The sequence below is a fragment of the Nisaea sp. genome, assembly GCF_039990255.1.
Lineage (GTDB): Bacteria > Pseudomonadota > Alphaproteobacteria > Thalassobaculales > Thalassobaculaceae > Nisaea.
The window spans coordinates 1-22,120 of the sequence record NZ_JBDXGG010000018.1 but is presented as its reverse complement, the minus strand read 5'-3'; the positions used below and the strand labels follow the sequence as shown (position 1 = coordinate 22,120).

Below are 22,120 nucleotides of genomic sequence, written 5' to 3'. Positions count from 1 at the left end.
ATATCACCTCAGGTCTGGAATTTGAGCTGCAGGACGGCGGGAATTGACGCCGCATATTCACACCAGCCTAGCAGCCCGAAGCCGATTCAGGCCAGATAACGGGATTAGGGAGCCAATATTCAGCCCGCAGCCGCAACTCGTGCCACTCCATCCGCCGCAAACAAATGCGCGTCGCCAATATCAAAGCCGATCTCGATCTCCTCCCCCGCAGCAGGGCGGATGTTGTCGCGCTGTTTCAGACAGGCTTTCTGACCATCAAAAGCGACATGAACCAGGGCCTCTCCGCCGAGCGGCTCCACCAGCTCAACCCGGGCCCGCCATTGCACCGGCAGCGGCCCTTCGCTCTGGCAGAGGCGCAGACGGTCCGGGCGGATGCCGATTTCCGACGCGCCGTAGGCAAGCCGTGCCGCGTCGGATTTCCACAGCCAGTCCGCCGGGAAGAAATTCATCACCGGAGCGCCGATGAAACCGGCGACGAACTTGTTCGCCGGGTTTGAGTAAAGCTCGTCCGGGGTGCCGACCTGCTGGATCTCGCCACCATTCAGCACGACAATCCGGTCAGCCATGGTCATGGCCTCGACCTGATCGTGCGTCACATAGATCGTGGTCACGCCGAGCCGGCTTTGCAGCGCCTTGATCTCGGTCCGCATGTGGTTACGGAGCTGTGCATCAAGGTTGGACAGCGGCTCGTCCATAAGGAAGACTTCCGGATGCCGGATGATCGCCCGGCCCATCGCCACCCGCTGGCGCTGGCCACCGGAAAGGGCTCGGGGTTTGCGCTCGAGCAGGGCGCCAAGGCCGAGCAACTCTGCCGTCTCGCGCACGGCCACATCCCGCTCCGCGCGCGGCACGCCTTTCAGGCGCAGGCCGAAACCGATATTATCGGCCACACTCATATGCGGATAGAGGGCGTAATTCTGGAACACCATGGAGATGTTCCGGTCTTTCGGCGGCACATCGGTGACGTCAGCCTCACCGATGAAGATCCGGCCATCGGAGACCGTCTCAAGTCCCGCCATCATCCGGAGCAGGGTCGTCTTGCCGCAGCCGGACGGGCCGACATAGACCACGAACTCGCCGTCAGCGATTTCCAGATCGAGGCTCTTGATCACCTCGACATCACCAAAACTCTTGGACACACCCTGATAGCGAATTCCGCTCATCGACCACTCCTGCTTTCGAAGCGGTCTTTCTAGCGAAAACAGACTACAGACGTGTGAACGTACAAAGGCCGGCCCGTATTCTAGGCCGACCTTTGCTGTAAATTAATTATCCGGGGTTTTCAGGCAGCGGCGCGTTCGGTTGCCGTTTCCGTATCACTCTCGACCAGAGCCGCATGCAGCGCCGAGATTGCCGCCTCGAACTGGCTCTCTTCCAGGATGAACATCATGTCCACCTTGCGGGACAGACGGTGCACACCAAGCAGCTCGATTCCCGCGTCCCTCAATGCCACGAGCGCCGTGGCGTCGAGACCCGGCACAGACATGTCGCTGCCGATGGCGGAGACGATGGCGACGTTCCGGGTGGAAATTTCCGCCGTGGGGAAGGCCGCGCCGAGATCCGCGATCACCCGCTTCACCGCCTTGCGCGAGCCGGCCAGATAATGCGTGATCGTGTTGGCGTTCGAGGTCTTGGTGACAATGCGGACGTGATGCCGCTTCAGCGCCTCCAGAATGCCGGTGTCGTAGCCTTTGACGCCGACCATTTCCTGCTCGAAAAACTCCAGCGCATGCACATCCTTAAGACCGGTAACGATCTCGACACGCGGCTCCTCGGAAACGTAATCGCCTTCGAACATGGTGCCCGGATCGGCCGGATCGAACGTGTTCCGGACCCTGAGCGGGATACCTGCCTGACGCAGCCCCTTCGCCGCGTTCGGATGCACCGCTTCCATGCCCATGTTGGAGAGCTGATCCGCCACATCATAGTTCGTGTGCCCGATGGTCCGGACCTTGCCTTCGCCGACCAGCTTCGGATCCGCGCTGGAAAGATGAAATTCCTTGTGGATTACCGCTTCCCCGGCCTCGGTCACGACGGCAAGCCGGGAGAACGTCACTTCGGTATACCCCCGGTCAAACCGGCGCACCATGCCTTCACGGCAATGGGCATAGCCCGTCACGATCGGCAACTCGCAGGCAAAGTCGATCCCTTCCAGCGCGCCGGAAATCCGCTCATCCAGGGTCGGATCGCTTTCGTCCCGCCAACCGGTCAGGTCGACAAAGACGGCATTCAGACCGTTATCCTTCAACAGCAGGCTGGTGTTGAAGGCGCTGTGCGCCTCACCAAGTCCTGCCAGCATTTCCCGAACCGTTTCCATATGATGGTCCAGCCGGAAATGGCCATGGGTGCAAAGCCGTTGCAGATCGAGCAGGCAGGTGCGCACGCCTTCGACCCGGTCTCGAACGAAGCCGTCGGCCAGGCGGCGCGAAGCCGGGTCGCCCAGCACATTGGCGTTCTTGGCGATCATTGCGTCACCGAGTTCGGTCAGGGAATCGCCCCAGGCCCAGTCGGAGTCAGAGCCCGCATAATGCGCGAACACGCCCGGCGCCCCTGTCTTTTTGTGTTCCAGCAGCAGGTCGGTCATTCCTGCATAGGCCGAGACCACGAAGATACGGCCATAAGGTTCCGTATCTGCGTGCGTGCGCAGAAAAACGTTTTTCAGAACCGCTTCTGTGTTGGCAATCGACGTTCCGCCGATTTTCTCCACCGTATGGTTATGACGCGGCTCAATTGGCTCTAGCATGATGACTCCAATGGAGTTGTATCAGCGATGTGACGCGCCCTGATCAGGCTGCGTCATCGACATCGGCTGCATAAGCTCCTGTCTCGTCATGCACTTCGCGCCCGGACACCGGGGGATTGAAGCAGCAGGCCACGACCATGCCTTCCGGGCCGCCCTTCAGGACATGCCGGTCATGCTCGTCCAGCGCGTACATGGTGCCAACGCCGATCTGATGCTCCTCGCCGGTCGCCACATCCTTAATCGAGCCGCCGCCGGAGACGCAATAGACTGATTCGAAATGGTTTTTGTACTCGAACTCGTGCTCGCTGTTCGGGAAGATGGTCGTGATATGGAAGCTGAAGCCCATCTTGTCGTCCTTCAGCAGCATGCGCACGCTTTCCCAGCCTTCCGTCACGACATGGCGGTCGGTATCGCGGCATTCATCATAGGTACGGACAATCATCTCTAACTCTCATCTATACAGGTAATTTGAAATCGGCTCGCCGGTCAGGCTGCTTTAGAATGTCGAGCCTTGATAACTCTATCGACGGCCTTCGCCACGATGTCGAGCCCTTGTTCGAACAGGCTCACATCTATGCTGAGCGGCGCCAGCACCTTGACCACTTCGCCAAAGGCGCCAGAGGTCTCGATGATCAGGCCGTCCTCGAAACACTCCCGGCAGATCTCATCCGCCAGCTCACCGGAGCCAACATCGACGCCGCAGAACATCCCCCGTCCCTTGACCTTGCCGCCGGTCTTAATGGCGATCTTCTTAAGCCGCTCTTCCAGCAACTCGGCTTTTGCCTCGACCTTCTTGGCGAAGCTCGGATCGGACCAGAATTTTTCCAGAGCAACGCGGGCCGTTACGAAGGCGTGATTGTTGCCACGGAACGTGCCGTTATGTTCTGCGGGAGACCATATATCGAGCTCCGGGCGCAGCAGCACCATGGCAAAGGGAAGACCCATGCCAGAAAGCGATTTCGCCATGGTCACGACATCCGGCGCGATGCCCATTTTCTCGAAGGAGAAGAAGGTGCCTGTCCGCCCGCAACCGGCCTGGATATCGTCGATAATGAGCAATGAGCCGAGTTCGCGGGCCAGCCGTTCGACACCCTGCAGCCAATCGGCGCTGGCGTGGTTCAGCCCGCCCTCGCCCTGAACCGTTTCCAGGATAAAGGCCGCCGGCGCTTCGAAGCCGCTGGACGGATTACGATACATCTCCTCAAGCACCTTGAGGGAATCGATGTCCTGACCCAGCGCGCCTTCATACGGCATCCGGTCAACACCATCGAGAGGACGGGCGGCACCCCTGCGGTGATAACCGTTACCGGTGCAAGCGAGCGCCCCCTGCGTCACGCCATGGAAGCCGTTGGTAAAAGCGACGACCCGATCGCGACCCGTGACTTTGCGCGCCAATTTCAGCGCGGCCTCCACGGCATTGGCGCCGGTCGGGCCGGTAAACTGCAGACGATAATCCATCTCGCGCGGCTGCAGGATGATCCGGTCGAACGCTTCCAGAAAAGCGCCTTTGGCTTCCGTGTGGAAGTCGAGGCCATGGGCGATTCCGTCGCTGGTTATGTAATCCAGCAGCGCCTGCTTCATATCCTCGTCGTTATGTCCGTAGTTGAGCGACGAGCAACCGGCCAGGAAGTCAATATAGGTCTTGCCGTCCTCACCCGTGATCTCGGCACCGGAGGCGCTGGTGAAGCTGACCGGAAAGCTGCGGCAATAGCTGCGCACATTTGATTCAACATTCTCGTAAACGGAAAGATCGGTCGTCATTTTCAGCTCCTTATGGCCTGAATTTTATGACTGGGGCGAACGAACAATTAGTGGCACGGCGGCGGCGCTCAGGCCGCACTGGCGTAGCGATCGCGCTCGATTGGCCCAATGCGGACGAGGTGTTCCGTTGCGTGCTCACCATCGAAATGTTGGTCACGCCGGAAATGCGGATTGTGATTGAGATCACCTTCGACCTCTCCGGCAATCGACCGGAAGAGAGCCCAGGACGCTTCGTTGTCCTTGGTAATCGTGCTCTCCATATACGTGACATCCTCGCAGGCGCCCCGCGTCAGCAGGTCGCGCAGCATAGCCTTGGCAAGCCCGCGTCCCCGTGCCTCGGGAGCAACAGCGACCTGCCAGACAAACAGGGTTCCGGACTTGGCCGGCGGAAGATATGCCGACACCCAGCCGATCACGTCCCCGTCCAACTCCGCAACCACGCAGGTCTCTGCGAAATGCGTGCACTGCAGGAGGTTGCAGTACATGGAATTATCGTCGAGCGCGTCCAGATCGCAGATCAGATTCCAAACGGACGCGCCGTCCGTGGATGTAGGACGACGAAAGCTCACGCCACCCTTCCGGCCTGCCTTCTTACGAGATCGGTCTTTAGATATCTCGATCTTCATAGCCACCCCTTTTGATTAAGTGGCATTTATTTAGTTAGACTAACTAATTTTGTCAATAACGACCACATGTCGCAAATGAGACATTTTTATTTCCATTGCTTTGCCAATCAATTTTTTTCATGATTCTCACCACAACCCAAGATGTCGTAATCAGACTTTTTATGCCGACAATCCGAAACAAATGGCGCAATTAGGGGAAATTATTATTTAGCTCATAAAACTAAAATAATTTCTCGCTATCCCTCCATCGGTTCATAGTCGGGCCGCGAATTTTCGGAGACATTATGGACCATCAGTCACAACACGCCCTTGTGGTGCTCCGCCGTATATTGCGGGCAACGGAGAACCGGGCCCGGGCGCTCTCCCGTGTATCAGGCATCACCGCCTCTCAGCTGCTTTTGCTGCAAACCCTCGCCGATGAGGTCGAGTGCACGGCGGGAACAATTGCGTCCAGGCTGGGCATAACCCAGGCCACAACCACGTCTCTGGTCCACAAGCTGGAAGCCAAGGGGCTCGTGGTGAAACAACGCGGCCATGCTGATCGCCGACAGGTTTGGCTTAGCCTGAGCGATAGCGGCCGAAACACTCTCGAAAAGGCTCCCGACGATCTGCAGGAAGTCTTCCGGCAGCGTTTCGACAAGCTGGAGGACTGGGAGCAAATGATGCTGGTGGCCAGCCTGGAGCGGATCGCCACGATGCTCGACGCCGAGGAAATAGATGCAGCGCCGGTACTGGATATCGGTGAACTCGACCGCGAAGCCTGATCTGACCGAGCCCCCACTGCTAGATTGGCAACGGCGATTCGGCCGACACTGAAGACAGCGTAAATCTCGAAGAGAGGCTTTCCGACGAGCGAAAGCCTTCGGGCCGCGCGTTATGCACTCTGATTTTTCTCAGCGTGCCCTACGGTTCCGCTCGACAATTTACTCATTCTGGCGAAAGGTTCGCTTTCGAATGAACTTCTACATCTTCAAATGAAAGCGCCCTTCCGCTAAAGGAAGGGCCCAATCGGAAAAACAGGGAGGTTACCCGTTATGAATAGACGCGGGATTATCGGTTTCGCAGCCGCAGCTTTCGGGGCCGTGACCATGGGATGGTCGGGCATGTCTTATGCCCTTGATGCACGGTTCCAGGACAAGAATGGCGATCTAGTCGCCGATACGCCGACCGATCCGAGCCAGCAGGTCGACCCAAGCACGCTCATCTTCGCCTATACGCCGGTCGAAGACCCGGCGGTCTATGCCAAGGTCTGGGACGGGTTCCTGCGCCACATGGAAGGCGTGACCGGCAAAAAGGTACAGTTCTTCCCGGTTCAGTCCAACGCCGCCCAGATCGAAGCCATGCGCGCCGGCCGTCTGCATGTCGCAGGCTTCAACACCGGCTCCAACCCGTTGGCCGTGAACTGCGCCGGTTTCGTCTCCTTCGCCATCATGGCATCGCAGGACGGAAGCTTCGGTTACAACATGGAAATCATCACCTATCCGGGCAGTGGCATCGAGAAGGTCGAGGATATCAAAGGCAAGAAGATGGCCTTTACCTCGCAGACCTCGAACTCCGGCTTTAAAGCCCCGTCCGCGATCCTGAAAGCCGACTACAACATGATACCGGAGCGCGATTTCGAGCCGGTCTTCTCCGGCAAGCACGACAACTCCATCCTTGGCGTTGCCAACAAGGATTATCCGGCCGCGGCCATTGCCAACTCCGTCTGGCACCGCATGGTCGCACGCGACGTGATCAAGCAGGATCAGGTCATCTCGATCTACAAATCCCAGACCTTCCCGACCACCGGCTTTGGCTATGCCTACAATCTGAAGCCGGAACTGCAGGAGAAGATCAAGGAAGCGTTCTTCACTTTCAACTGGGAAGGCTCCGCACTGAAAGAAGAGTTTGCCCGGTCCGGCGAAGAACAGTTCCTCCCGATCACCTACAAGGAATATTGGGAAGTGATCCGCAAAATCGACACCGCCAACGGTGTTTCCTACAACTGTAAATAACCAACAAACTTAAACCTGTAAGATGAATCGCGCGACGCGATCCATGAAACGAGTTGAGGAGCGCCCTTAATGTTGCGACTTGAAGGTCTGTCAAAAGTCTACGGGACAGGCGATCGGGCGCTCACCGACGTGAGTCTCACGGTCGAGCCCGGTCAGGTCATTGGCCTGATCGGGCCGTCGGGAGCCGGTAAATCCACGCTTATCCGGTGCATCAACCGGCTTGTCGAACCTTCGTCCGGCACGGTCTTTCTGGGCGACACGGATATCACGCGACTGAGCCGTGGCAGTCTGCGCCAGGCCCGACGGCGGATCGGCATGATCTTCCAGGAATATGCTCTGGTCGAACGGCTTACCGTTATGGAGAACGTCCTTTCAGGACGGCTCGGCTATGTCGGCTTCTGGCGCAGCTTCTTTCGCAAATTTCCGCCGGAATCCGTCGAAAACGCCTACCGACTGCTCGACCGTGTCGGTCTCAGTGCACACGTAAACAAGCGGGCCGATGCCCTGTCCGGCGGCCAGCGCCAGCGCGTCGGCATTGCCCGCGCACTTGAGCAGGACCCGGACCTGCTGCTTATCGACGAGCCGACAGCCTCGCTTGATCCGAAAACCTCGCGCCAGATCATGCGTCTCATCATCGAGATCTGCAATGAGCGCGGCCTGCCGGCGATCATCAACATCCACGACGTGGCCCTCGCCCAGCAGTTCGTTCAGCGCATCATCGGCCTGCAGGGCGGCAAGGTCGTCTTCGACGGCAGCCCGGATGAGCTGGATGCGGACGTGCTGACCCGGATCTACGGTGAAGAAGACTGGTCCGCAACGATCCGCAAGGTGGATGAAGACGCGGACGACACAGAGGAAAGCGCCGAGGCAATCGCCGCCGCACTCGACCGCGAACGCCTGGCAGGGCTGACATGACGACAGCCAGCTCACCCGCCTTTCCGACCACCTGGTCGCGTCCACCCTTCATCAAGCGGTCCTGGCTGCGCTGGACGCTCTATCTCGGCGCACTGCTCTATATGGTCCTCGCCGTTGGCTCGGTCGAGGTCAACTGGACACGCGTGTGGGAAGGCCTTGATCGTGGCCTGCGTTTCATCCAGGGCTTCCTCGTACCCGACTTCACCAGCCGCTGGGAAGACATCCTGATCGGCATGGAAGAGAGCCTGACGATGGCCGTCGCCTCGACCGTGGTCGGGGTCGCCATCTCGGTCCCGATCGGGATCGGTGCCGCCCGGAACATTGCTCCGTTGCCAGTCTATGCCGTCTGCCGGGCCATCATTGCCCTGTCCAGGAGCTTTCAGGAAATCATCGTCGCCATTCTGTTCGTCGCAATGTTCGGCTTCGGGCCCTTTGCCGGGTTCCTGACCCTGTCCTTCTGCACCATCGGTTTTCTCGCCAAACTGCTGGCCGAAGACATCGAGGATATCGACGAAAGTCAGGCTGAAGCGGTTCGGGCGACCGGCGCCGGCTGGTGGCAGATCGTAACTTACGCGATCCAGCCGCAAGTCATGCCGCGCCTGATCGGGCTGAGCCTCTATCGCCTGGACATCAATTTCCGTGAATCGGCAGTGATCGGCATCGTCGGCGCCGGCGGCATCGGCGCCACGCTGAATACGGCCATGGACCGATACGAATACGACTCCGCAGCGGCAATCCTGATCCTGATTATCCTGATCGTGATGGCTGCGGAATATTCTTCAGGCTACGTGCGGAAATGGCTTCAGTGATGACAAATACTTCCTCCGAACAGGCCACGTCCGGGCCAATCTGGCGCAAACGCACAACCAGGCAGGAACTCGCCCTGTGGCTGGGCTGGCTGGTGCTGGCCGCTTTCTTCATCTTCTGCTGGCAGGTGATGACGAAGACCACGATCTGGGCCTTCGTCTATGACGCCCCGCGTCAGGCGCTGGATATCGGATCGCGTATGGTCCCGCCGCGCTGGGAATATCTTCCGAACCTGCTGGAGCCGCTCTGGGACACCATTGCCATCGCAACGCTCGGCACCTTTCTTGCGCTTTTCATGGCCGTCCCCGTTGCCTTTATGGCTGCTCGCAACACCACCCCGAGCACACGGTTCCTCCGGCCGGTCGCCCTGTTGATCATTGTCTCCAGCCGATCGATCAATTCCCTGATCTGGGCGCTGCTGCTGGTGGCCATCATCGGTCCCGGCGTGATGGCCGGGATCGTGGCTATCGCCTTCCGCTCCATCGGGTTTGTCGCAAAGCTTCTGTATGAAGCCATCGAGGAAATCGACGCGGTTCAGGTCGAAGCTGTTTCCGCTACCGGGGCCAGCAAGGCACAGATCATGGATTATGCGGTCGTGCCGCAGATCCTGCCCGCTTTCGCCGGGATCACCGTTTTTCGCTGGGACATCAATATCCGGGAATCCACGGTGCTGGGCCTGGTCGGTGCCGGAGGCCTGGGTCTCCGCCTGCAGGAATCTCTTAATGTTCTCGCTTGGCCGCAGGTGACCCTGATCTTCATCCTGATCCTGATCACCGTGCTCGTCAGCGAGTGGGTGTCCGCCAAAGTGCGGCACGCTATTATCTAACAACGGCGTCTAACAGCGCCCGACCGAGGGCGCGGACAGGTCCATGGAACTACTGATCAACATCGCCGGCGGAGTCGCCCTGCTTCTGTGGGGCGTCCGCATGGTGCGTACGGGAGTAACACGGGCCTTCGGCTCCGGTATTCGCCGGGGCGTTGCCGCAGCTACACGGAACCGGTTCAGCTCGTTCCTGACCGGCCTCGGCGTCACCACAATCCTGCAGAGCAGCACGGCAACGGCTCTGATCGTAGGGTCGTTCGGCGGCCGCAGAATGATTGCCGTTCCGGCCGGTCTGGCACTCATGCTCGGCGCGGATGTCGGCAGCACCATCGTTGTTCAGGTCCTGGCTTTCGACGTCTCCTGGATGTCGCCGGTCTTCCTGTTCATCGGCGTTACCGCTTTTCTGTCGTCGGAGAATTCCCGCCGTCGGGCGATTGCGCGGTTCTTCATTGGTCTCGGCCTGATGCTGCTGGCGATCAAGATGGTCATGCTTGCATCGGTTCCGCTGCGCGAAGGGCCGACTGTCTCGCTCCTGCTGGCACCGCTGCAAAGCGAGCCTATGCTGGCAATCCTGTTCGCTGCCCTGCTCACCTGGCTTGCCCATTCGAGCCTGACAGTTATCGTTTTGATCATGACGCTGGTATCGCTTGGCGTGATGGAAATACATCTCGCCATCGCGATGGTACTCGGGGCGAATATCGGCAGTGCCATTACCCCCGTTGCGATGAACTGGGGCTCTGATCCGGCGGCGCGGAGGGTGCCTGTCGGCAACCTTCTGATGCGCACAACCGGGGTCATTCTGGCCTTCGGCTTCATACCCTGGATCGTACCGTATTTCGCGAATTTTTCGGCTGATTCAGCGCACATGGTTGCCAACGTCCATACCGGCTTCAATCTTGCGGTCGCCGTAATTTTCCTGCCTTTCGTCAGCTGGGTTGCGCGTCTCGTCACGCGCATATTGCCGGATCGGGCCGGGCCGGACGACATCCTCGCCCCGAAACATCTGGAAGAAGAAAGCCTCGACACCCCGTCAGTCGCCCTTTCCGCCGCAGCGCGGGAAACCCTGCGCATGGGCGATACAGTCGAAATCATGCTCTCCCGGACCATGGACGTGCTGCGCGACGGCACCCTCGACCAGATCAAGGAGATCGAGCGCGAGGATGACGTGGTCGATTCCCTGCATGAAGCTGTCAAGATCTACCTGACCAAGCTGTCGCGCCAGGAACTGGACCCAACCGAAAGCCGCCGTGTTGTCGAGATCCTCACCTTCACCACGAATCTCGAGCATATCGGCGACATCATCGACAAGAATCTGCTGGAACTCGCGACCAAGAAACTGAAAGACGGCTCAACCTTCTCCAAGGACGGGCTGGAGGAACTCGAAGCACTGCACAGCGATGTGTTGGCCAACCTCAAGCTGTCACTCAGTATCTTCATGACAGGCGATCCGCGCCTGGCCAGACGCCTGATGGAACAGAAAGTCCATATCCGAGAGCTGGAGCAGAAGTTTTCCGAAGCGCACTACAATCGTATCCGGGACGGCAAGATGGAGTCCCTGAACAGCTCCTCCCTGCATCTTGACGTGCTGCGTGACCTCAAGCGGATCAATAGCCACATCACCTCGGTCGCTTATCCAATCCTGGAATCGACAGGCCAGATTTCAGAGAGCCGGCTACGGGACGAGTAGCTCTGCCTCAGCGGCCCGTCCAGACCGGATCTCGCCCTTCGGCGAAGGCGGTATAGCCTTCCCGGTTGTCTTCCGATGAATAGAGCCGGTCGACCGTCTCGAATTGGCGCTTGGTGATCCGGTTCATGGCATCCCGGAAGGTCATGTCCTCGGCCTCGCGGACAATTTCCTTAATGGCGGAGAAGACCAGCGGCGGCCCATCGGCCAGATGTTTCGCCAGCTTCCGCGCCTCGTCCATCAGGGACGCTCCGGGATAGACATGGTTCACCATGCCCCAGCGCGCGGCTTCGTCGACCTCGATCCAGCGCCCGGTGAACAGCATCTCCATGGCGATGTGATAGGGGATGCGCTTCGGCAGCTTGACGGTCGCCGCGTCGGCCACGGTACCCGAACGAATCTCCGGCAGCGCGAAACTCGCATGATCGGCGGCGAGGATGATGTCGGCGGAGAGTGCAAGCTCCAGCCCGCCACCGCAGCAGATCCCATTCACAGCCGCGATCACCGGCTTGTTCAACCCGCGCAATTCCTGCAAACCGCCAAAGCCGCCAACACCGTAATCCCCGTCGACTTCATCCCCGGCGGCGGCCGCTTTCAGATCCCAGCCCGGGCAGAAGAACTTCTCGCCCGCTCCGGTGACGATGCAGACGCGCAGTTCCGGATCGTCACGGAAGGTGGCGAAAGTGTCCCCCATGATCCGGCTGGTCGCGAGATCGATGGCGTTCGCCTTGGGCCGGTCCAGTGTGACTTCAAGCACATGGCCATCGCGCCGGGTCTTGATCGGGCCTTCAGTCATTGTCGTCTCCCATCCTGATCAGGGCATCCACTGCAACCGCGCCCTGGGGCAAACAGAGCAGCGGGTTGATTTCCACTTCACTGACTCGCCCGTCCTGGGCAGCCACAAATTCCTGTACTGCCTGCACGGCAGCGACAATCGCAGCACTATCAGCGGGCGGAGCGCCGCGATAACCAGCGAGCAACGGCGCGATCCGGAGCCTGTCCAGCGCAGCCTCAATCTCCACATCGGACGCGGGCAGCAGAAGCGTTGCGCTGTCCTTCAGGATCTCCGTCTGCACGCCGCCGGCGGCAAGCGTCAGAACATAACCATGCGCCGGATCCAGCGTCACGCCGACCAGTAATTCCGCAACCGCGCCTTGGACCATCCGCTCGACCAGAAAACTCTCCGTCGGCATGGCGTGCGCGGCCGCGCGCACCTCTTCCGCGCTTGCGAGCCCGACCCTTACAGCCCCCGCCTCGGTTTTGTGCGCGATCCCGATACCTTTCAGCGCCAGCGGAAAACCGATTTCGCCAACGGCCGCCGCTGCACTTTCTGCATTGGATGCTTCGATACTCTTCGGCACTGAAAGGCCATGACGGGCCAGTGCCTCTTTCGCCTCCCTCTCTGAATGAGTGCCGAGATTTCCCGGTGTCCCCGGAAGAAGCAGCGGCTCGGAAGGCGAGCGATCCATCCCAAGCCAGGCCGCAGCCGCAATCGCAGTCAGAGCTTCATCCATGCCCGTGAAAGGGACTATGCCGAGACCAAACAGCGTCTCCGCCACCTTTTCGGGAAGGTTCTCCGGCAGAGACGCCAGGATCGCCATCGGCTTTCCACTGTTCGCCATAGTCTTGTGCACGGCGCGGATCACCTGATCCCACTCGGCGGCCCCGCCGAGCTCCACCTTCGGAAAGTCCAGCACCACGATCCCGAGCGCAAGACCGCTGCCCTGCATCATGGCGGTAAAGGTCTGTTCGATAGCCGCTTCATCGCCCCAGATATAGGTGTGGTAGTCGAGCGGATTGGCGAGCGTCACTTTCGGGCCAAGTGCACCGGCAAGATCCGCGCGCTGCGCGTCTTCCAGCGGCGGATAGACAACGCCGCGCGACAAGCCAGTGTCGGCCATCAGGCTGGCCTCGCCGCCAGAGCAGGACATGGAAGCGATCCTGTTCGACGGCAGTGGGCCGGTCACATGCAATAGCTTCAAGGTCTCAAGCAAGGCCGGAAGGCTTCGGGTTTCCGCAATGCCAAGCCGCTCAAGCAGCGCCGACGCACCCGCATCGCTCCCTGCAAGAGAGGCGGTGTGAGATACAGCCCCCGTCCGCGCTTCGTCAGACCGGCCGACTTTCAGCGCGACGATGGATTTGCCTAGTCTGCGGGCCTTTTCCGCAAGCGCCTCGAAGGCGCGAAGGTCGCCGACACCCTCGATATAAAGGCCAAGCGCCGTTACACGCGGATCGTCCAGCAGGCACATGCCGACTTCCGCGAAACCGGTCTGGGCCTGGTTGCCGACGGTCACCACATAGGCCAGCGGTAGGCCACGGCGTTGCATGGTCAGATTGATCGCGATGTTGGATGATTGGGCGACGATAGCCACACCGCGTTCAACCGGTCTCCCGCCATGCAGGTCCGGCCAGAGTGCCGCGCCGTCGAGATAGTTGATCAGCCCGTAACAGTTCGGGCCGAGCAGAACCATGTCGCCAGCCACTTCCAGCAAACGGTCCTGCAGCGCAGCACCGTCGCCGGTTTCCCGGTCCGCCTCTCGGAAACCACTGGCGAAACAGACGGCACCGCCCGCGCCCATCTCCGCCAGTTCAGCCACAGCCTCCACTGTGGCATGGCGGTTGATACCGATAAAGGTGGCGTCCGGCGCATCCGGCAAACTGGCAATCGAGTCATAAGTCGGGACGCCGGCGACCTCATCCCGTTTCGGGTGGATTGGCCAAAGCGCGCCCTCGAAGCCGATCTTGCGGCATTCAGCGACAACATTCGCACACCAAGCGCCGCCCCCGATCACCGCAATGGATCGGGGCCGGAGCAGTCGTTCAAGAGCTGATGACATGGAGCGTCAGGCGCCCAACGGCCGGAGCAATTCCCGGCTGATGATGTGACGCTGGATTTCCGAGGTGCCGTCCCAGATCCGCTCGACCCTGGCATCCCGCCAGAACCGCTCGATCGGGAAATCGTCCATCAGCCCCATGCCGCCGTAGATCTGCAACGTGGCATCCGTCACCCGGGCCAACATCTCCGAGGCATAGACTTTCGCGCTCGCGATCTCCCGGTTGGCAGGCAAACCCTGATCGAGCCGCCAGGCGGATGCCAGGGTCAGCCAGTCGGCGGCATCGATCTCCGTGATCATGTCTGCAAGCTGGAAGCTGATGCCCTGGAACTTGCCTATAGCCTGTCCGAACTGCTTGCGCTCGGCGGCATAGGCGAGCCCCATATCGAAACAGCGCCGGGCCCTCCCGACGGCCATGGTGGCGACCGTGATGCGGGTGGCGTAAAGCCATTCGTTCATCACCTCGAAGCCGCCATCGACCTCACCCAGCACCTGGGCATCCGGTAGACGGCAATCGTCAAATTCGAGGATCATGTTCTTGTATCCGCGATGGCTGACGGATTTGTAGCCGTCGCGGATGGTGAAGCCGGGCGTGCCCCGGTCCACCAGAAACGTGGTGATCCGCTTCTTTGGGCCGCGCGGGGTGTCGTCCTCGCCGGTCGCAACAAAAACAATGATGAAATCGGCATGATCGGCGCCGGAGATGAAGTGTTTGCTGCCGTTCAGCACCCAGTCGCCGCCGTCGCGCTTCGCCGCACAGGTCATGCCGCGCACGTCCGAGCCCGCCCCCGGTTCCGTCATGGCCAGCGCATCCATACGCTCACCCTTGACCGCCGGGGTCAGGTACCGCTCGATCTGGTCGTCTTTGCAGGCCATCAGGATGTTCTGCGGACGGCCGAAGAAATGGGTCAGCGCCATGGAACCGCGTCCAAGCTCACGCTCGACCAGTGCGAACTCAAGATGGCTCAGCCCGCCGCCGCCGACACTTTCGGGAAAGTTCGAGGCGTAGAAGCCAAGATCGAGGGTCTTCTGCTTGATCGCCTCAGCTAGCTCGGGTCGCACCTCGCCTGTCCGCTCGACCTCGGCCTCATGCGGGTAGATTTCGTTCTCAACGAAATCCCGCACCGTGGAGACGACCATCTCCTGCTCTTCGCTCAGTCCGAAATGCATCAGAGCACCTCCGAAGGATCCGGTTGCGGCAGCGTGGCGTGGGCCGCCGCGAGGGCTTCCAGCTTTTCCAGAACGGAGGCATCCGGCACAGAGGAGCTTCGAGTGGTCAGGTCCACATGGATCATGAGCTGCTCGCCCGTCGCCAGTTCCTCCCCCGCCTCGTTCTTCATCCGGTGGAAGACGCGGTACTTCTTGCCTTTGCCTTCCAGCACCTGGCTGTCGACTGTGATCCGCTGCCCCGCCAGTGTCTCGTTCAGGTAGCGGATCCGAGAGTCCACGGTGAAGTAGCTTTTACCGCTGTCAATATAGGCGGCATCTGCACCGACCAGCTTCATCATCGCGTCGGCCGCATCCGAGAAGACCTGGCCATAACGGCTCTCGTTCATGTGCCCATTATAATCGGTCCAGTCGACTGGCACGATACGGTCCACTGAGCGCACCAGAGCTCCGTCTGCCGACGGTTTGGCCAGAGTGCCCTCATGCTCCGCGATTAGCTTGCCAACAGCAGCGCCCTGGCCTTTCAGGGACCGCATCATGGCGACAAGGTTATTGTCCCGCAGCCGCTCCAGTTCACGGATCGACAAAGCACCGGACTGCGCGTCGGACTGGTCTGCGATCTGCTTGATCAGATCGTCGGTTAGCTCCGGCACGTCCATCAGTTTTGTCCAGGGCCATTTGAGGCATGGGCCGAATTGGGCGATGAAATGCTCCATGCCCGCTTCCCCGCCAGCGATCCGGTAGGTCTCGAAAAGCCCCATCTGCGCCCAGCGCAGGCCGAAGCCATAGCGGATCGCATTATCGATCTCTTCGGTGGTCGCGACCCCGTCTTTCACCAGCCAGAGCGCCTCGCGCCAGACCGCTTCCAGGAACCTGTCGGCAATATGCGCATCTATCTCGGCCCGAACCCGCAGCGGGTAGCAGCCGACAGAGCGTAACAATTCCTCGGCCTTCCCGATAACCGCCAAGTCTGCGTTCGGTCCCGGGACCACTTCGATGAGCGGCAGCAGATAGACCGGGTTGAAGGGGTGAGCGACAAAAATACGGCCCGGATGCTCGGCGCCTTCGGAAAGCTCCGACGGCTTGAAACCGGAAGTGGAGGACCCAATCGGGGTATTGGCCGCCGCTGCGGCTTCAATGTCGGCAAAGACCTTGTGCTTCAGCTCGAGCCGCTCCGGCACGCTCTCCTGGATCCAGTCGGCACCCGTGACCGCATCCGCAATGGTCGCGACATGGCTCAGCGTGCCTTCCGCCGGAAGCGCCGTTTCATACAGCATTGGCAGGGCGTGACGGGCGTTGCCCAGGACCTCCGCCATCTTTCGCTCGGCTTCCGCATCCGGGTCGAACAGCCGAACGTCCCAGCCGTTCAGCAGGAAGCGGGCCGCCCAGGCGCCGCCGATGACGCCGCCGCCGATAATCGCGGCTGTTTTCCCTGCTCCGCTCATTTCGGTGCCCGTTTCACAAGACCGAGTTTCTTGCGAACGGCATCCGGTCCGATCACGGTCGCACCAAGATTCTCGATGATGGTGACGGCTTTCTCGACCAGTTGCGCGTTCGTCGCAAGCTGTCCCTTGGCAAGCCAGAGATTGTCTTCAAGCCCAACGCGGACATTGCCGCCGGCCAGAACCGAGGCGGCGACGTAAGGCATCTGGTGCCGACCGAGAGCGAAAGCAGACCAGTTCCAGTCCTCCGGTACATTGTTGACCATTGCCATCAGCGTATTCAGGTCGTCAGGCGCCCCCCACGGCACGCCCATGCAGAGCTGCACCAGGGCCGGGCTTTCCAACACACCGTCATCGACCAGCTTCTTGGCGAGCCATAGATGCCCCGTATCGAAAGCCTCGATCTCCGGTTTCACGCCGAGCTTCGTCATCATCGAGCCCATCGCCTCGAGCATGCCCGGGGTGTTGGTCATGACGTAGTCTTTTTCGGCGAAGTTCATCGTGCCGCAATCCAGCGTACAAAGCTCCGGCAGGCACTCGGCGATATGGGCGACCCGCTCCTCGGCGCCGATCATGTCGGTGCCCTCGATCAACGGCAGCGGTTTGGACGGGCTGCCAAACACCAGATCGCCACCCATGCCGGAGGTCAGGTTGAGGACAACATCCACCTCGGCATCGCGCACCCGGTCTGTCAGTTCTCGGTAGAGCTTCAGGTCACGGGCCGGTGCGCCGGTTTCGGGATCGCGCACATGGCAATGAACCACAGCCGCGCCGGCCTTGGCGGCGGCGATGGCACTGTCGGCGATCTGCTGCGGGCTGCGGGGAACATGCGGGCTGCGATCCTGCGTGCCTCCGGAACCGGTGACGGCACAGGTGATGAAAACCTCGCGGTTCATTTCGAGCGGCATCGTGATCTCCCAGCATCAGTCTTTAAGTTGCCGCCAGCCTAGGATGCGTTGACAAGAGTCATCATGCCGTTTTAGCTCCTAATCATGCCTATTTGGATAAATCAGAGCGACGGAATTCAGGAGATCTCGGTCCTGCTTTTCGACCGCTTTTCAAACTACTGCCTCGCCAACACAGTCGAGCCGATGCGTGCTGCCAATGATGCGCTTGGACGCACCGCCTATCGCTGGCGGTTGCTGAGTCTCGATGGCGGGCCGGTAACCTCCTCAAGCGGCATGCAGTTGATGCCCGACAGCAAGTTGTCGGACATGCCTGGCGGCGATGCGCTGTTCATATTGCCGAGCTACGCCTACCGGACCTACGGCACTCCAGCCTGCCTTGATGCGCTCCGGGCGGCTGCACACCGGTTCGAGACCCTCGCCGGTCTCGATGCGGGAAGCTGGCTGCTGGCAGAGGCAGGTCTATTGAACGGCTATAACGCGACGATCCATTTCGACGAGTTCGACCGCTTTTCTGAGCGCTTCCCTGACGTAATGGCGCATCGCGAACGCTGGATCATTGACCGCAACCGGATGAGCGCGGGAGGAGCAACAACAGCTTTCGAGCTCATGCAGCACCTGATCGCCAGCACCCACGGTGCTGCGGTATCAATCGAGATCGCCGGGCTCTTCATGCAAGGAGGAGACGGTGCCGGCGCCCAGAGCAGCCGCACACCGGGAGATCGCCGGGTGCAGCGCGCTCTGGCGCTGATGCGAGATAATCTGGAGGCGCCTCTCACCATTGCTGTGCTGGCGAGAGCCGCCGGATGCCGCCAACGGGATCTGGAAGATCGGTTCAGGAGAACCTTCGGCGCCACGCCCAGAACCGTCTACCGGCAACTCCGTATGGCGGAAGCCCTCAGACTGGTGCGTGACGGAGACCTCTCAATAGCCGAAATAGCCTTGCGTTGCGGCTATTCAGATCCCAGCGCCTTCACGCGCGCCTTCCGCACCACACATGGCCACGCACCCCGCAATATAAAAGTTTAAGGCAGTCTGCCTGCTGCCAGGGGACGGTTCCCCATCGAAAAAATTGCGACATATTATCGCCATCCTTCATGCGCCTTCCAATTTGTGGCATCTCCAGCTATGCATACCTACTAGGTTCTGACCTTCTGCCTCACAACTTGTTTCCTTGCGTTACTGCCGCCGCCCCGGAAAAGGGGCGCGGTTAGCATCAGTACTGACAGGTGTTAAATGCATAATAAAAAAGTGCCTCTAACGGGCGTCGAGCGATCGCTGGCTTCGGACGAATTGATCGTCACCAAGACAGACGTCGCCGGAAAAATCCGTTACGCTAACAGGACATTCTACAAGTTCGCGGGCTACACGCCCGCCGAATGCATCGGCGTGCAACACAACATCATCCGTCATCCAGAGATGCCGCGCACCGTGTTTAAGCTGTTTTGGGACACTATCAAGGGTGGAGACGAGATCTTCGCTTATGTAAACAATCGGGCAAAGAACGGTGATCACTACTGGGTCTTCGCCCATGTGACGCCGAACTGGGGTGCGAACAAGTCAATCATCGGCTACCACAGCAACCGACGCGCACCGAACCGCGACGTAATCCGCGCGCATATCCAGCCGCTTTACACTGAGTTACTCAAGATAGAACGCTCTGCCGGGAGCCCGAAGGATGCCCTGGCTGCTGGTGAAAAGCATGTCCTCGATTTGCTTCACTCGAAGAACATGTCATTCAACGAACTTATGTTTGCATTGGGGGTTTAGATGTTCGGATCAGCCAGCAGCAAGGACATCAAGGCCGCCATTCCCGTCCTGAAGAAACTCGTGAAAGGTGATTTCGATCAGCGGGTCACGCAGATTTCCGGCAATTCGGAGACTGCGGAACTCCTTCACCTGGTCAACGACCTCGTCGACCGTTGCGACTCCTATGTGCGGGAATCCGCAGCCTGCATGTCTCATGTCAGTGAGAACAAGTATTACCGCAAGATCATCGAGACCGGGATGCAGGGAGACTTCCTGAACGCATCCCGCTCCGTCAATAGCGCCCTTTCCTCAATCGACCAACGGGTTCAGGAATTTTCCGGCGCAACAAACGCGTTCGAGAACACTGTGCAGAGCATCGTCGAAACGGTTGCATCGGCGTCGACGGAGCTGATGTCATCTTCGGAGAGCATGCAGAACATCGCCGAGGATACGAGTCAGCGAGCAACCTCCGTCGCTGCCGCCGCAGAGGAGGCCTCGGTCAATGTTCAGTCCGTTGCCTTGGCATCGGAACAGCTCTCCTCGTCGATCACTGAAATCAGCCAGCAGGTATCGCACGCATCCGGTGTCGCCAATGACGCGGCCGCGCTCACGGGCCAGGTAACCCAACGCGTCGATAGTCTTGAGCAGGCAACAGCCAATATCGTCGGTGCGCTCAAGATCATCAGCGAGATCGCCGAGCAGACAAACCTTCTCGCACTAAACGCCACCATCGAGGCCGCGCGGGCAGGTGAAGCCGGGAAAGGGTTTGCCGTGGTCGCGAACGAGGTCAAGGCACTGGCCAACCAGACCAGCGGGGCGACTGAAGAGATCAATGGCTTCGTGCGGAGCATCGAGGAGGCAAGCAAACATACTATCACCGGTATTCGCGACATCTCCACCCAGGTGAGCACAATCAACGAAGCGAACGCCGCCGTCTCCGCCGCAGTGGAAGAACAGTCCGCCGCCACACGGGAGATAGCCGGCAATATCGAGCAGGCGTCGGCGGGAACATCCGAAGTGACGGAAAACATAACGGCTGTCACAGCATCCGCTCAGGAGACCAATCGTACGGCGCATGAGGTTAATGGTGCCGCGAGCGAACTGTCCGTGCAGGCGGAATCTCTACGTTCAGTAGTCGGAGACTTCCTTAGCAGGGTCCGCTCCGTAGTCTGATTTGCAACGTTCGGGGTTGAAGGAAAGCTTCAGCCCAATGCGGCAAGAACGGCTCTGATAAAGTCTGTCTTGCCTTCAGCATAGCCAGCACGCGTCCCGCCAAGCTCATCTACGAGATCGCGCTTCAGAACGTTGCCGCTGTCAGCACTGTCGATACGGTTATAACGGCCTTGAGATAGGAGACGCCTCAGGTCAGCCTCTGGCCTTAAGGCCAGAGGCTGAATACGGGTCAGGTAAACAGGCCGCGTTCCTGAAGAATGTCTTTAACATTGCCGAGCATGTCCTGGTCGTTGCCCAGAGACTCGAGCAGGTGGACCGTATTTTCCTCAACCGACGCCAAATCGTCATAATGTAAATCGGTCGATGTCAGCATGATATAGCTCTGGTCTGCATGACTGTAGGTGAGCTTCACATCCTCTCCGTATTCTTCCTTCAGTTGTCGCTCGATATCGACCATTTCAAAGAAGTCAGTAACAATCTTTCGGTCCTGCGCGACTTTTTCCTCATGGTCGTTCGCTATTTTCTGAGGTTTGATCTCTCCCTTCAGCGCCCCGGACGAGATCGACATATAGATGGAACTTCCGGCCGGTAGCGGCTCATACGGTCTGGATTCAAACACTTCCATCACGGCCTGAACAAAGTCCTCCGAATTGCTTTCCAGATTGATGTAGCTGTCATTCAGACGCAGATTTTCCTCATCGCCTACCGTCCGGAACAGAGACCGTCCTTCCATGTCGTCAACCGAATGGCCGGAAACGATAACCTCAATGCCGTCAATCGTGACCCTGCTCGGCTCGACCTTCGCCTCGTCTGGCCCAGGGGCGCCTCCGGATGGAGCCGCCGCCGTCCCTGAGGCGACACCCCCGCCGTTGTCGGCGCCGGAGTCCGCTGCCATATCCCCGGCGTTCTGATCATCTTCCTGTAGAGAAACAAGCAGACGGTTCAGGAACTCGGCAAACTGAGTCTCAAGTTCACCTTTGCCTCCCAGGGCTCCCTCGTCGGCCAGTTTTTCTTCAATTCTGGCAACAGCCTTCTCGACGTCTTCCGCCTTGAAGTCGCCCTCTCCCTTGATTTCTTTTGAGAAATCCTCGACAGCGCTCCCTGTCGCGGCGGCTACCTCGCCTGTCTTGATAGAACGCAGCCAGTCGTCATAGAGGCCACCACTCGGTCCATCGATCTTCATCATCTGCTTCCGACAATTTGTGCCGGTCACAAACAAGCAAGACACATGCCAAATCCGGTTATTTTTTAGGGAACTATATCGGAAAAATGCAGTGTCCATTTTCCCGATAAACTGAAAAACCCCGCCATAAAAGCGGGGTTCCTAGATGCGTAATTGTGTGAGGTTAAGAATTATTCTTGTTCGTAGATGACCTGGCGGCGACCTACTCTCCCACGCCTTAAGACGCAGTACCATTGGCGCGGAGGGTTTTCACGGCCGAGTTCGGAATGGGATCGGGTGCGGGCCCCTCGCCATGACCACCAGGTCATCTACGA

At 59.5% G+C, this 22,120-nt stretch carries 20 protein-coding genes and 1 rRNA gene; 9 read left to right on the top strand and 12 right to left on the bottom strand.

Annotated features, from left to right (window positions below; translation table 11 throughout):
• Positions 1-119: 119 nt before the first annotated feature.
• The 5 genes from ugpC to ectA form a co-directional block, all read right to left on the bottom strand.
• Positions 120-1,163: a sn-glycerol-3-phosphate ABC transporter ATP-binding protein UgpC gene (gene ugpC, locus ABJ076_RS10335; RefSeq protein WP_348189693.1), complete on the bottom strand. Its 1,044-nt coding sequence runs from the start codon at positions 1,161-1,163 to the stop codon at positions 120-122.
• A gap of 119 nt (positions 1,164-1,282) precedes the next feature.
• Entirely contained in the window at positions 1,283-2,743 is a 1,461-nt protein-coding gene (locus tag ABJ076_RS10330; RefSeq protein ID WP_348189691.1) for an aspartate kinase, read from the bottom strand.
• 43 nt (positions 2,744-2,786) lie between these two features.
• Positions 2,787-3,185 carry an ectoine synthase gene (locus tag ABJ076_RS10325; protein ID WP_348189687.1) on the bottom strand — a complete coding sequence of 133 codons (399 nt, stop codon included), beginning with the start codon at positions 3,183-3,185 and terminating at the stop codon, positions 2,787-2,789.
• Between the two features lie 44 nt (positions 3,186-3,229).
• Positions 3,230-4,504, bottom strand: coding sequence for a diaminobutyrate--2-oxoglutarate transaminase (ectB, locus tag ABJ076_RS10320; protein WP_348189685.1), 1,275 nt, complete (start codon positions 4,502-4,504; stop codon positions 3,230-3,232).
• Between the two features lie 68 nt (positions 4,505-4,572).
• Positions 4,573-5,073: a diaminobutyrate acetyltransferase gene (ectA, locus tag ABJ076_RS10315; protein ID WP_348189683.1), complete on the bottom strand. Its 501-nt coding sequence runs from the start codon at positions 5,071-5,073 to the stop codon at positions 4,573-4,575.
• Between the two features lie 341 nt (positions 5,074-5,414).
• Between ectA and ABJ076_RS10310 the strand changes: the two genes are divergently transcribed.
• The 6 genes from ABJ076_RS10310 (at position 5,415) to ABJ076_RS10285 (ending at position 11,356) form a co-directional block, all read left to right on the top strand.
• On the top strand, positions 5,415-5,894 hold the full coding sequence (locus tag ABJ076_RS10310; RefSeq protein WP_348189681.1) for a MarR family transcriptional regulator: 480 nt from the start codon (positions 5,415-5,417) through the stop codon (positions 5,892-5,894).
• A 270-nt stretch (positions 5,895-6,164) separates the two neighbouring features.
• Entirely contained in the window at positions 6,165-7,124 is a 960-nt protein-coding gene (phnD, locus tag ABJ076_RS10305; RefSeq protein WP_348189679.1) for a phosphate/phosphite/phosphonate ABC transporter substrate-binding protein, read from the top strand.
• Positions 7,125-7,193: 69 nt separating this feature from the next.
• Positions 7,194-8,039 (top strand): phosphonate ABC transporter ATP-binding protein, encoded by an 846-nt coding sequence (gene phnC, locus ABJ076_RS10300; protein ID WP_348189677.1) that lies wholly within the window; start codon positions 7,194-7,196, stop codon positions 8,037-8,039.
• Positions 8,036-8,848: a phosphonate ABC transporter, permease protein PhnE gene (gene phnE, locus ABJ076_RS10295; protein WP_348189675.1), complete on the top strand. Its 813-nt coding sequence runs from the start codon at positions 8,036-8,038 to the stop codon at positions 8,846-8,848. Before phnC ends, phnE (ABJ076_RS10295) begins: the two co-directional genes overlap by 4 nt.
• Positions 8,848-9,672, top strand: coding sequence for a phosphonate ABC transporter, permease protein PhnE (gene phnE, locus ABJ076_RS10290; RefSeq protein WP_348189673.1), 825 nt, complete (start codon positions 8,848-8,850; stop codon positions 9,670-9,672). The genes phnE (ABJ076_RS10295) and phnE (ABJ076_RS10290) overlap by 1 nt, the downstream gene beginning before the upstream one ends.
• A 43-nt stretch (positions 9,673-9,715) precedes the next feature.
• Positions 9,716-11,356 (top strand): Na/Pi cotransporter family protein, encoded by a 1,641-nt coding sequence (locus ABJ076_RS10285; RefSeq protein ID WP_348189671.1) that lies wholly within the window; start codon positions 9,716-9,718, stop codon positions 11,354-11,356.
• A 7-nt stretch (positions 11,357-11,363) separates the two neighbouring features.
• On the opposite strand, the gene ABJ076_RS10280 is transcribed toward ABJ076_RS10285, so the two are convergent.
• From ABJ076_RS10280 to ABJ076_RS10260, 5 genes are read right to left on the bottom strand one after another with little or no spacing between them, the layout of a single operon-like run.
• Positions 11,364-12,149 (bottom strand): carnitinyl-CoA dehydratase, encoded by a 786-nt coding sequence (locus ABJ076_RS10280; RefSeq protein WP_348189670.1) that lies wholly within the window; start codon positions 12,147-12,149, stop codon positions 11,364-11,366.
• Entirely contained in the window at positions 12,142-14,190 is a 2,049-nt protein-coding gene (locus ABJ076_RS10275) for an acetate--CoA ligase family protein (protein ID WP_348189668.1), read from the bottom strand. Before ABJ076_RS10275 ends, ABJ076_RS10280 begins: the two co-directional genes overlap by 8 nt.
• Positions 14,191-14,196: 6 nt before the next feature.
• Positions 14,197-15,357, bottom strand: coding sequence for an acyl-CoA dehydrogenase family protein (locus ABJ076_RS10270; protein ID WP_348189666.1), 1,161 nt, complete (start codon positions 15,355-15,357; stop codon positions 14,197-14,199).
• Positions 15,357-16,799, bottom strand: a complete 1,443-nt coding sequence (locus ABJ076_RS10265; RefSeq protein ID WP_348189664.1) for a carnitine 3-dehydrogenase — start codon at positions 16,797-16,799, stop codon at positions 15,357-15,359. Before ABJ076_RS10265 ends, ABJ076_RS10270 begins: the two co-directional genes overlap by 1 nt.
• A complete protein-coding gene (locus tag ABJ076_RS10260; protein WP_348189662.1) occupies positions 16,796-17,704 on the bottom strand; it encodes a 3-keto-5-aminohexanoate cleavage protein in 909 nt (302 codons plus the stop codon). The genes ABJ076_RS10265 and ABJ076_RS10260 overlap by 4 nt, the downstream gene beginning before the upstream one ends.
• A gap of 84 nt (positions 17,705-17,788) precedes the next feature.
• Here ABJ076_RS10260 and ABJ076_RS10255 point away from each other — a divergent pair, with 84 nt between their 5' ends.
• The 3 genes from ABJ076_RS10255 to ABJ076_RS10245 all read left to right on the top strand — a co-directional run bounded on the left by ABJ076_RS10255 (position 17,789) and on the right by ABJ076_RS10245 (position 20,623).
• The gene (locus ABJ076_RS10255) at positions 17,789-18,730 is read left to right on the top strand and encodes a helix-turn-helix domain-containing protein (protein WP_348189660.1); all 942 of its coding nucleotides are present in this window, start codon (positions 17,789-17,791) and stop codon (positions 18,728-18,730) included.
• A 207-nt stretch (positions 18,731-18,937) separates the two neighbouring features.
• Positions 18,938-19,471 carry a PAS domain-containing protein gene (locus ABJ076_RS10250; RefSeq protein ID WP_348189658.1) on the top strand — a complete coding sequence of 178 codons (534 nt, stop codon included), beginning with the start codon at positions 18,938-18,940 and terminating at the stop codon, positions 19,469-19,471.
• A complete protein-coding gene (locus ABJ076_RS10245; protein WP_348189657.1) occupies positions 19,472-20,623 on the top strand; it encodes a methyl-accepting chemotaxis protein in 1,152 nt (383 codons plus the stop codon). It begins immediately after the preceding gene.
• 229 nt (positions 20,624-20,852) lie between these two features.
• Here the strand turns inward: ABJ076_RS10245 and ABJ076_RS10240 are convergent, their stop codons facing one another.
• Both ABJ076_RS10240 and rrf read right to left on the bottom strand, forming a co-directional pair.
• Positions 20,853-21,806, bottom strand: coding sequence for a hypothetical protein (locus tag ABJ076_RS10240; protein ID WP_348199097.1), 954 nt, complete (start codon positions 21,804-21,806; stop codon positions 20,853-20,855).
• A gap of 189 nt (positions 21,807-21,995) precedes the next feature.
• Positions 21,996-22,110 (bottom strand): 5S ribosomal RNA (gene rrf, locus ABJ076_RS10235).
• Positions 22,111-22,120: the final 10 nt, after the last annotated feature.

What these genes read in the sequence shown, in the direction of transcription:
- ABJ076_RS10310 (WP_348189681.1), top strand. Translation starts at nt 5,415, where the DNA reads ATGGACCATCAGTCACAACACGCCCTTGTGGTGCTCCGCCGTATATTG.
- ABJ076_RS10330 (WP_348189691.1), bottom strand. Translation starts at nt 2,743, where the DNA reads ATGCTAGAGCCAATTGAGCCGCGTCATAACCATACGGTGGAGAAAATC.
- ugpC (WP_348189693.1), bottom strand. Translation starts at nt 1,163, where the DNA reads ATGAGCGGAATTCGCTATCAGGGTGTGTCCAAGAGTTTTGGTGATGTC.
- ABJ076_RS10245 (WP_348189657.1), top strand. Translation starts at nt 19,472, where the DNA reads ATGTTCGGATCAGCCAGCAGCAAGGACATCAAGGCCGCCATTCCCGTC.
- phnD (WP_348189679.1), top strand. Translation starts at nt 6,165, where the DNA reads ATGAATAGACGCGGGATTATCGGTTTCGCAGCCGCAGCTTTCGGGGCC.
- phnE (WP_348189673.1), top strand. Translation starts at nt 8,848, where the DNA reads ATGACAAATACTTCCTCCGAACAGGCCACGTCCGGGCCAATCTGGCGC.
- ectB (WP_348189685.1), bottom strand. Translation starts at nt 4,504, where the DNA reads ATGACGACCGATCTTTCCGTTTACGAGAATGTTGAATCAAATGTGCGC.
- phnE (WP_348189675.1), top strand. Translation starts at nt 8,036, where the DNA reads ATGACGACAGCCAGCTCACCCGCCTTTCCGACCACCTGGTCGCGTCCA.
- ABJ076_RS10265 (WP_348189664.1), bottom strand. Translation starts at nt 16,799, where the DNA reads ATGAGCGGAGCAGGGAAAACAGCCGCGATTATCGGCGGCGGCGTCATC.
- ABJ076_RS10240 (WP_348199097.1), bottom strand. Translation starts at nt 21,806, where the DNA reads ATGAAGATCGATGGACCGAGTGGTGGCCTCTATGACGACTGGCTGCGT.
- phnC (WP_348189677.1), top strand. Translation starts at nt 7,194, where the DNA reads ATGTTGCGACTTGAAGGTCTGTCAAAAGTCTACGGGACAGGCGATCGG.
- ABJ076_RS10325 (WP_348189687.1), bottom strand. Translation starts at nt 3,185, where the DNA reads ATGATTGTCCGTACCTATGATGAATGCCGCGATACCGACCGCCATGTC.
- ABJ076_RS10280 (WP_348189670.1), bottom strand. Translation starts at nt 12,149, where the DNA reads ATGACTGAAGGCCCGATCAAGACCCGGCGCGATGGCCATGTGCTTGAA.
- ABJ076_RS10275 (WP_348189668.1), bottom strand. Translation starts at nt 14,190, where the DNA reads ATGTCATCAGCTCTTGAACGACTGCTCCGGCCCCGATCCATTGCGGTG.
- ABJ076_RS10270 (WP_348189666.1), bottom strand. Translation starts at nt 15,357, where the DNA reads ATGCATTTCGGACTGAGCGAAGAGCAGGAGATGGTCGTCTCCACGGTG.
- ABJ076_RS10250 (WP_348189658.1), top strand. Translation starts at nt 18,938, where the DNA reads ATGCATAATAAAAAAGTGCCTCTAACGGGCGTCGAGCGATCGCTGGCT.
- ABJ076_RS10285 (WP_348189671.1), top strand. Translation starts at nt 9,716, where the DNA reads ATGGAACTACTGATCAACATCGCCGGCGGAGTCGCCCTGCTTCTGTGG.
- ABJ076_RS10260 (WP_348189662.1), bottom strand. Translation starts at nt 17,704, where the DNA reads ATGCCGCTCGAAATGAACCGCGAGGTTTTCATCACCTGTGCCGTCACC.
- ABJ076_RS10255 (WP_348189660.1), top strand. Translation starts at nt 17,789, where the DNA reads ATGCCTATTTGGATAAATCAGAGCGACGGAATTCAGGAGATCTCGGTC.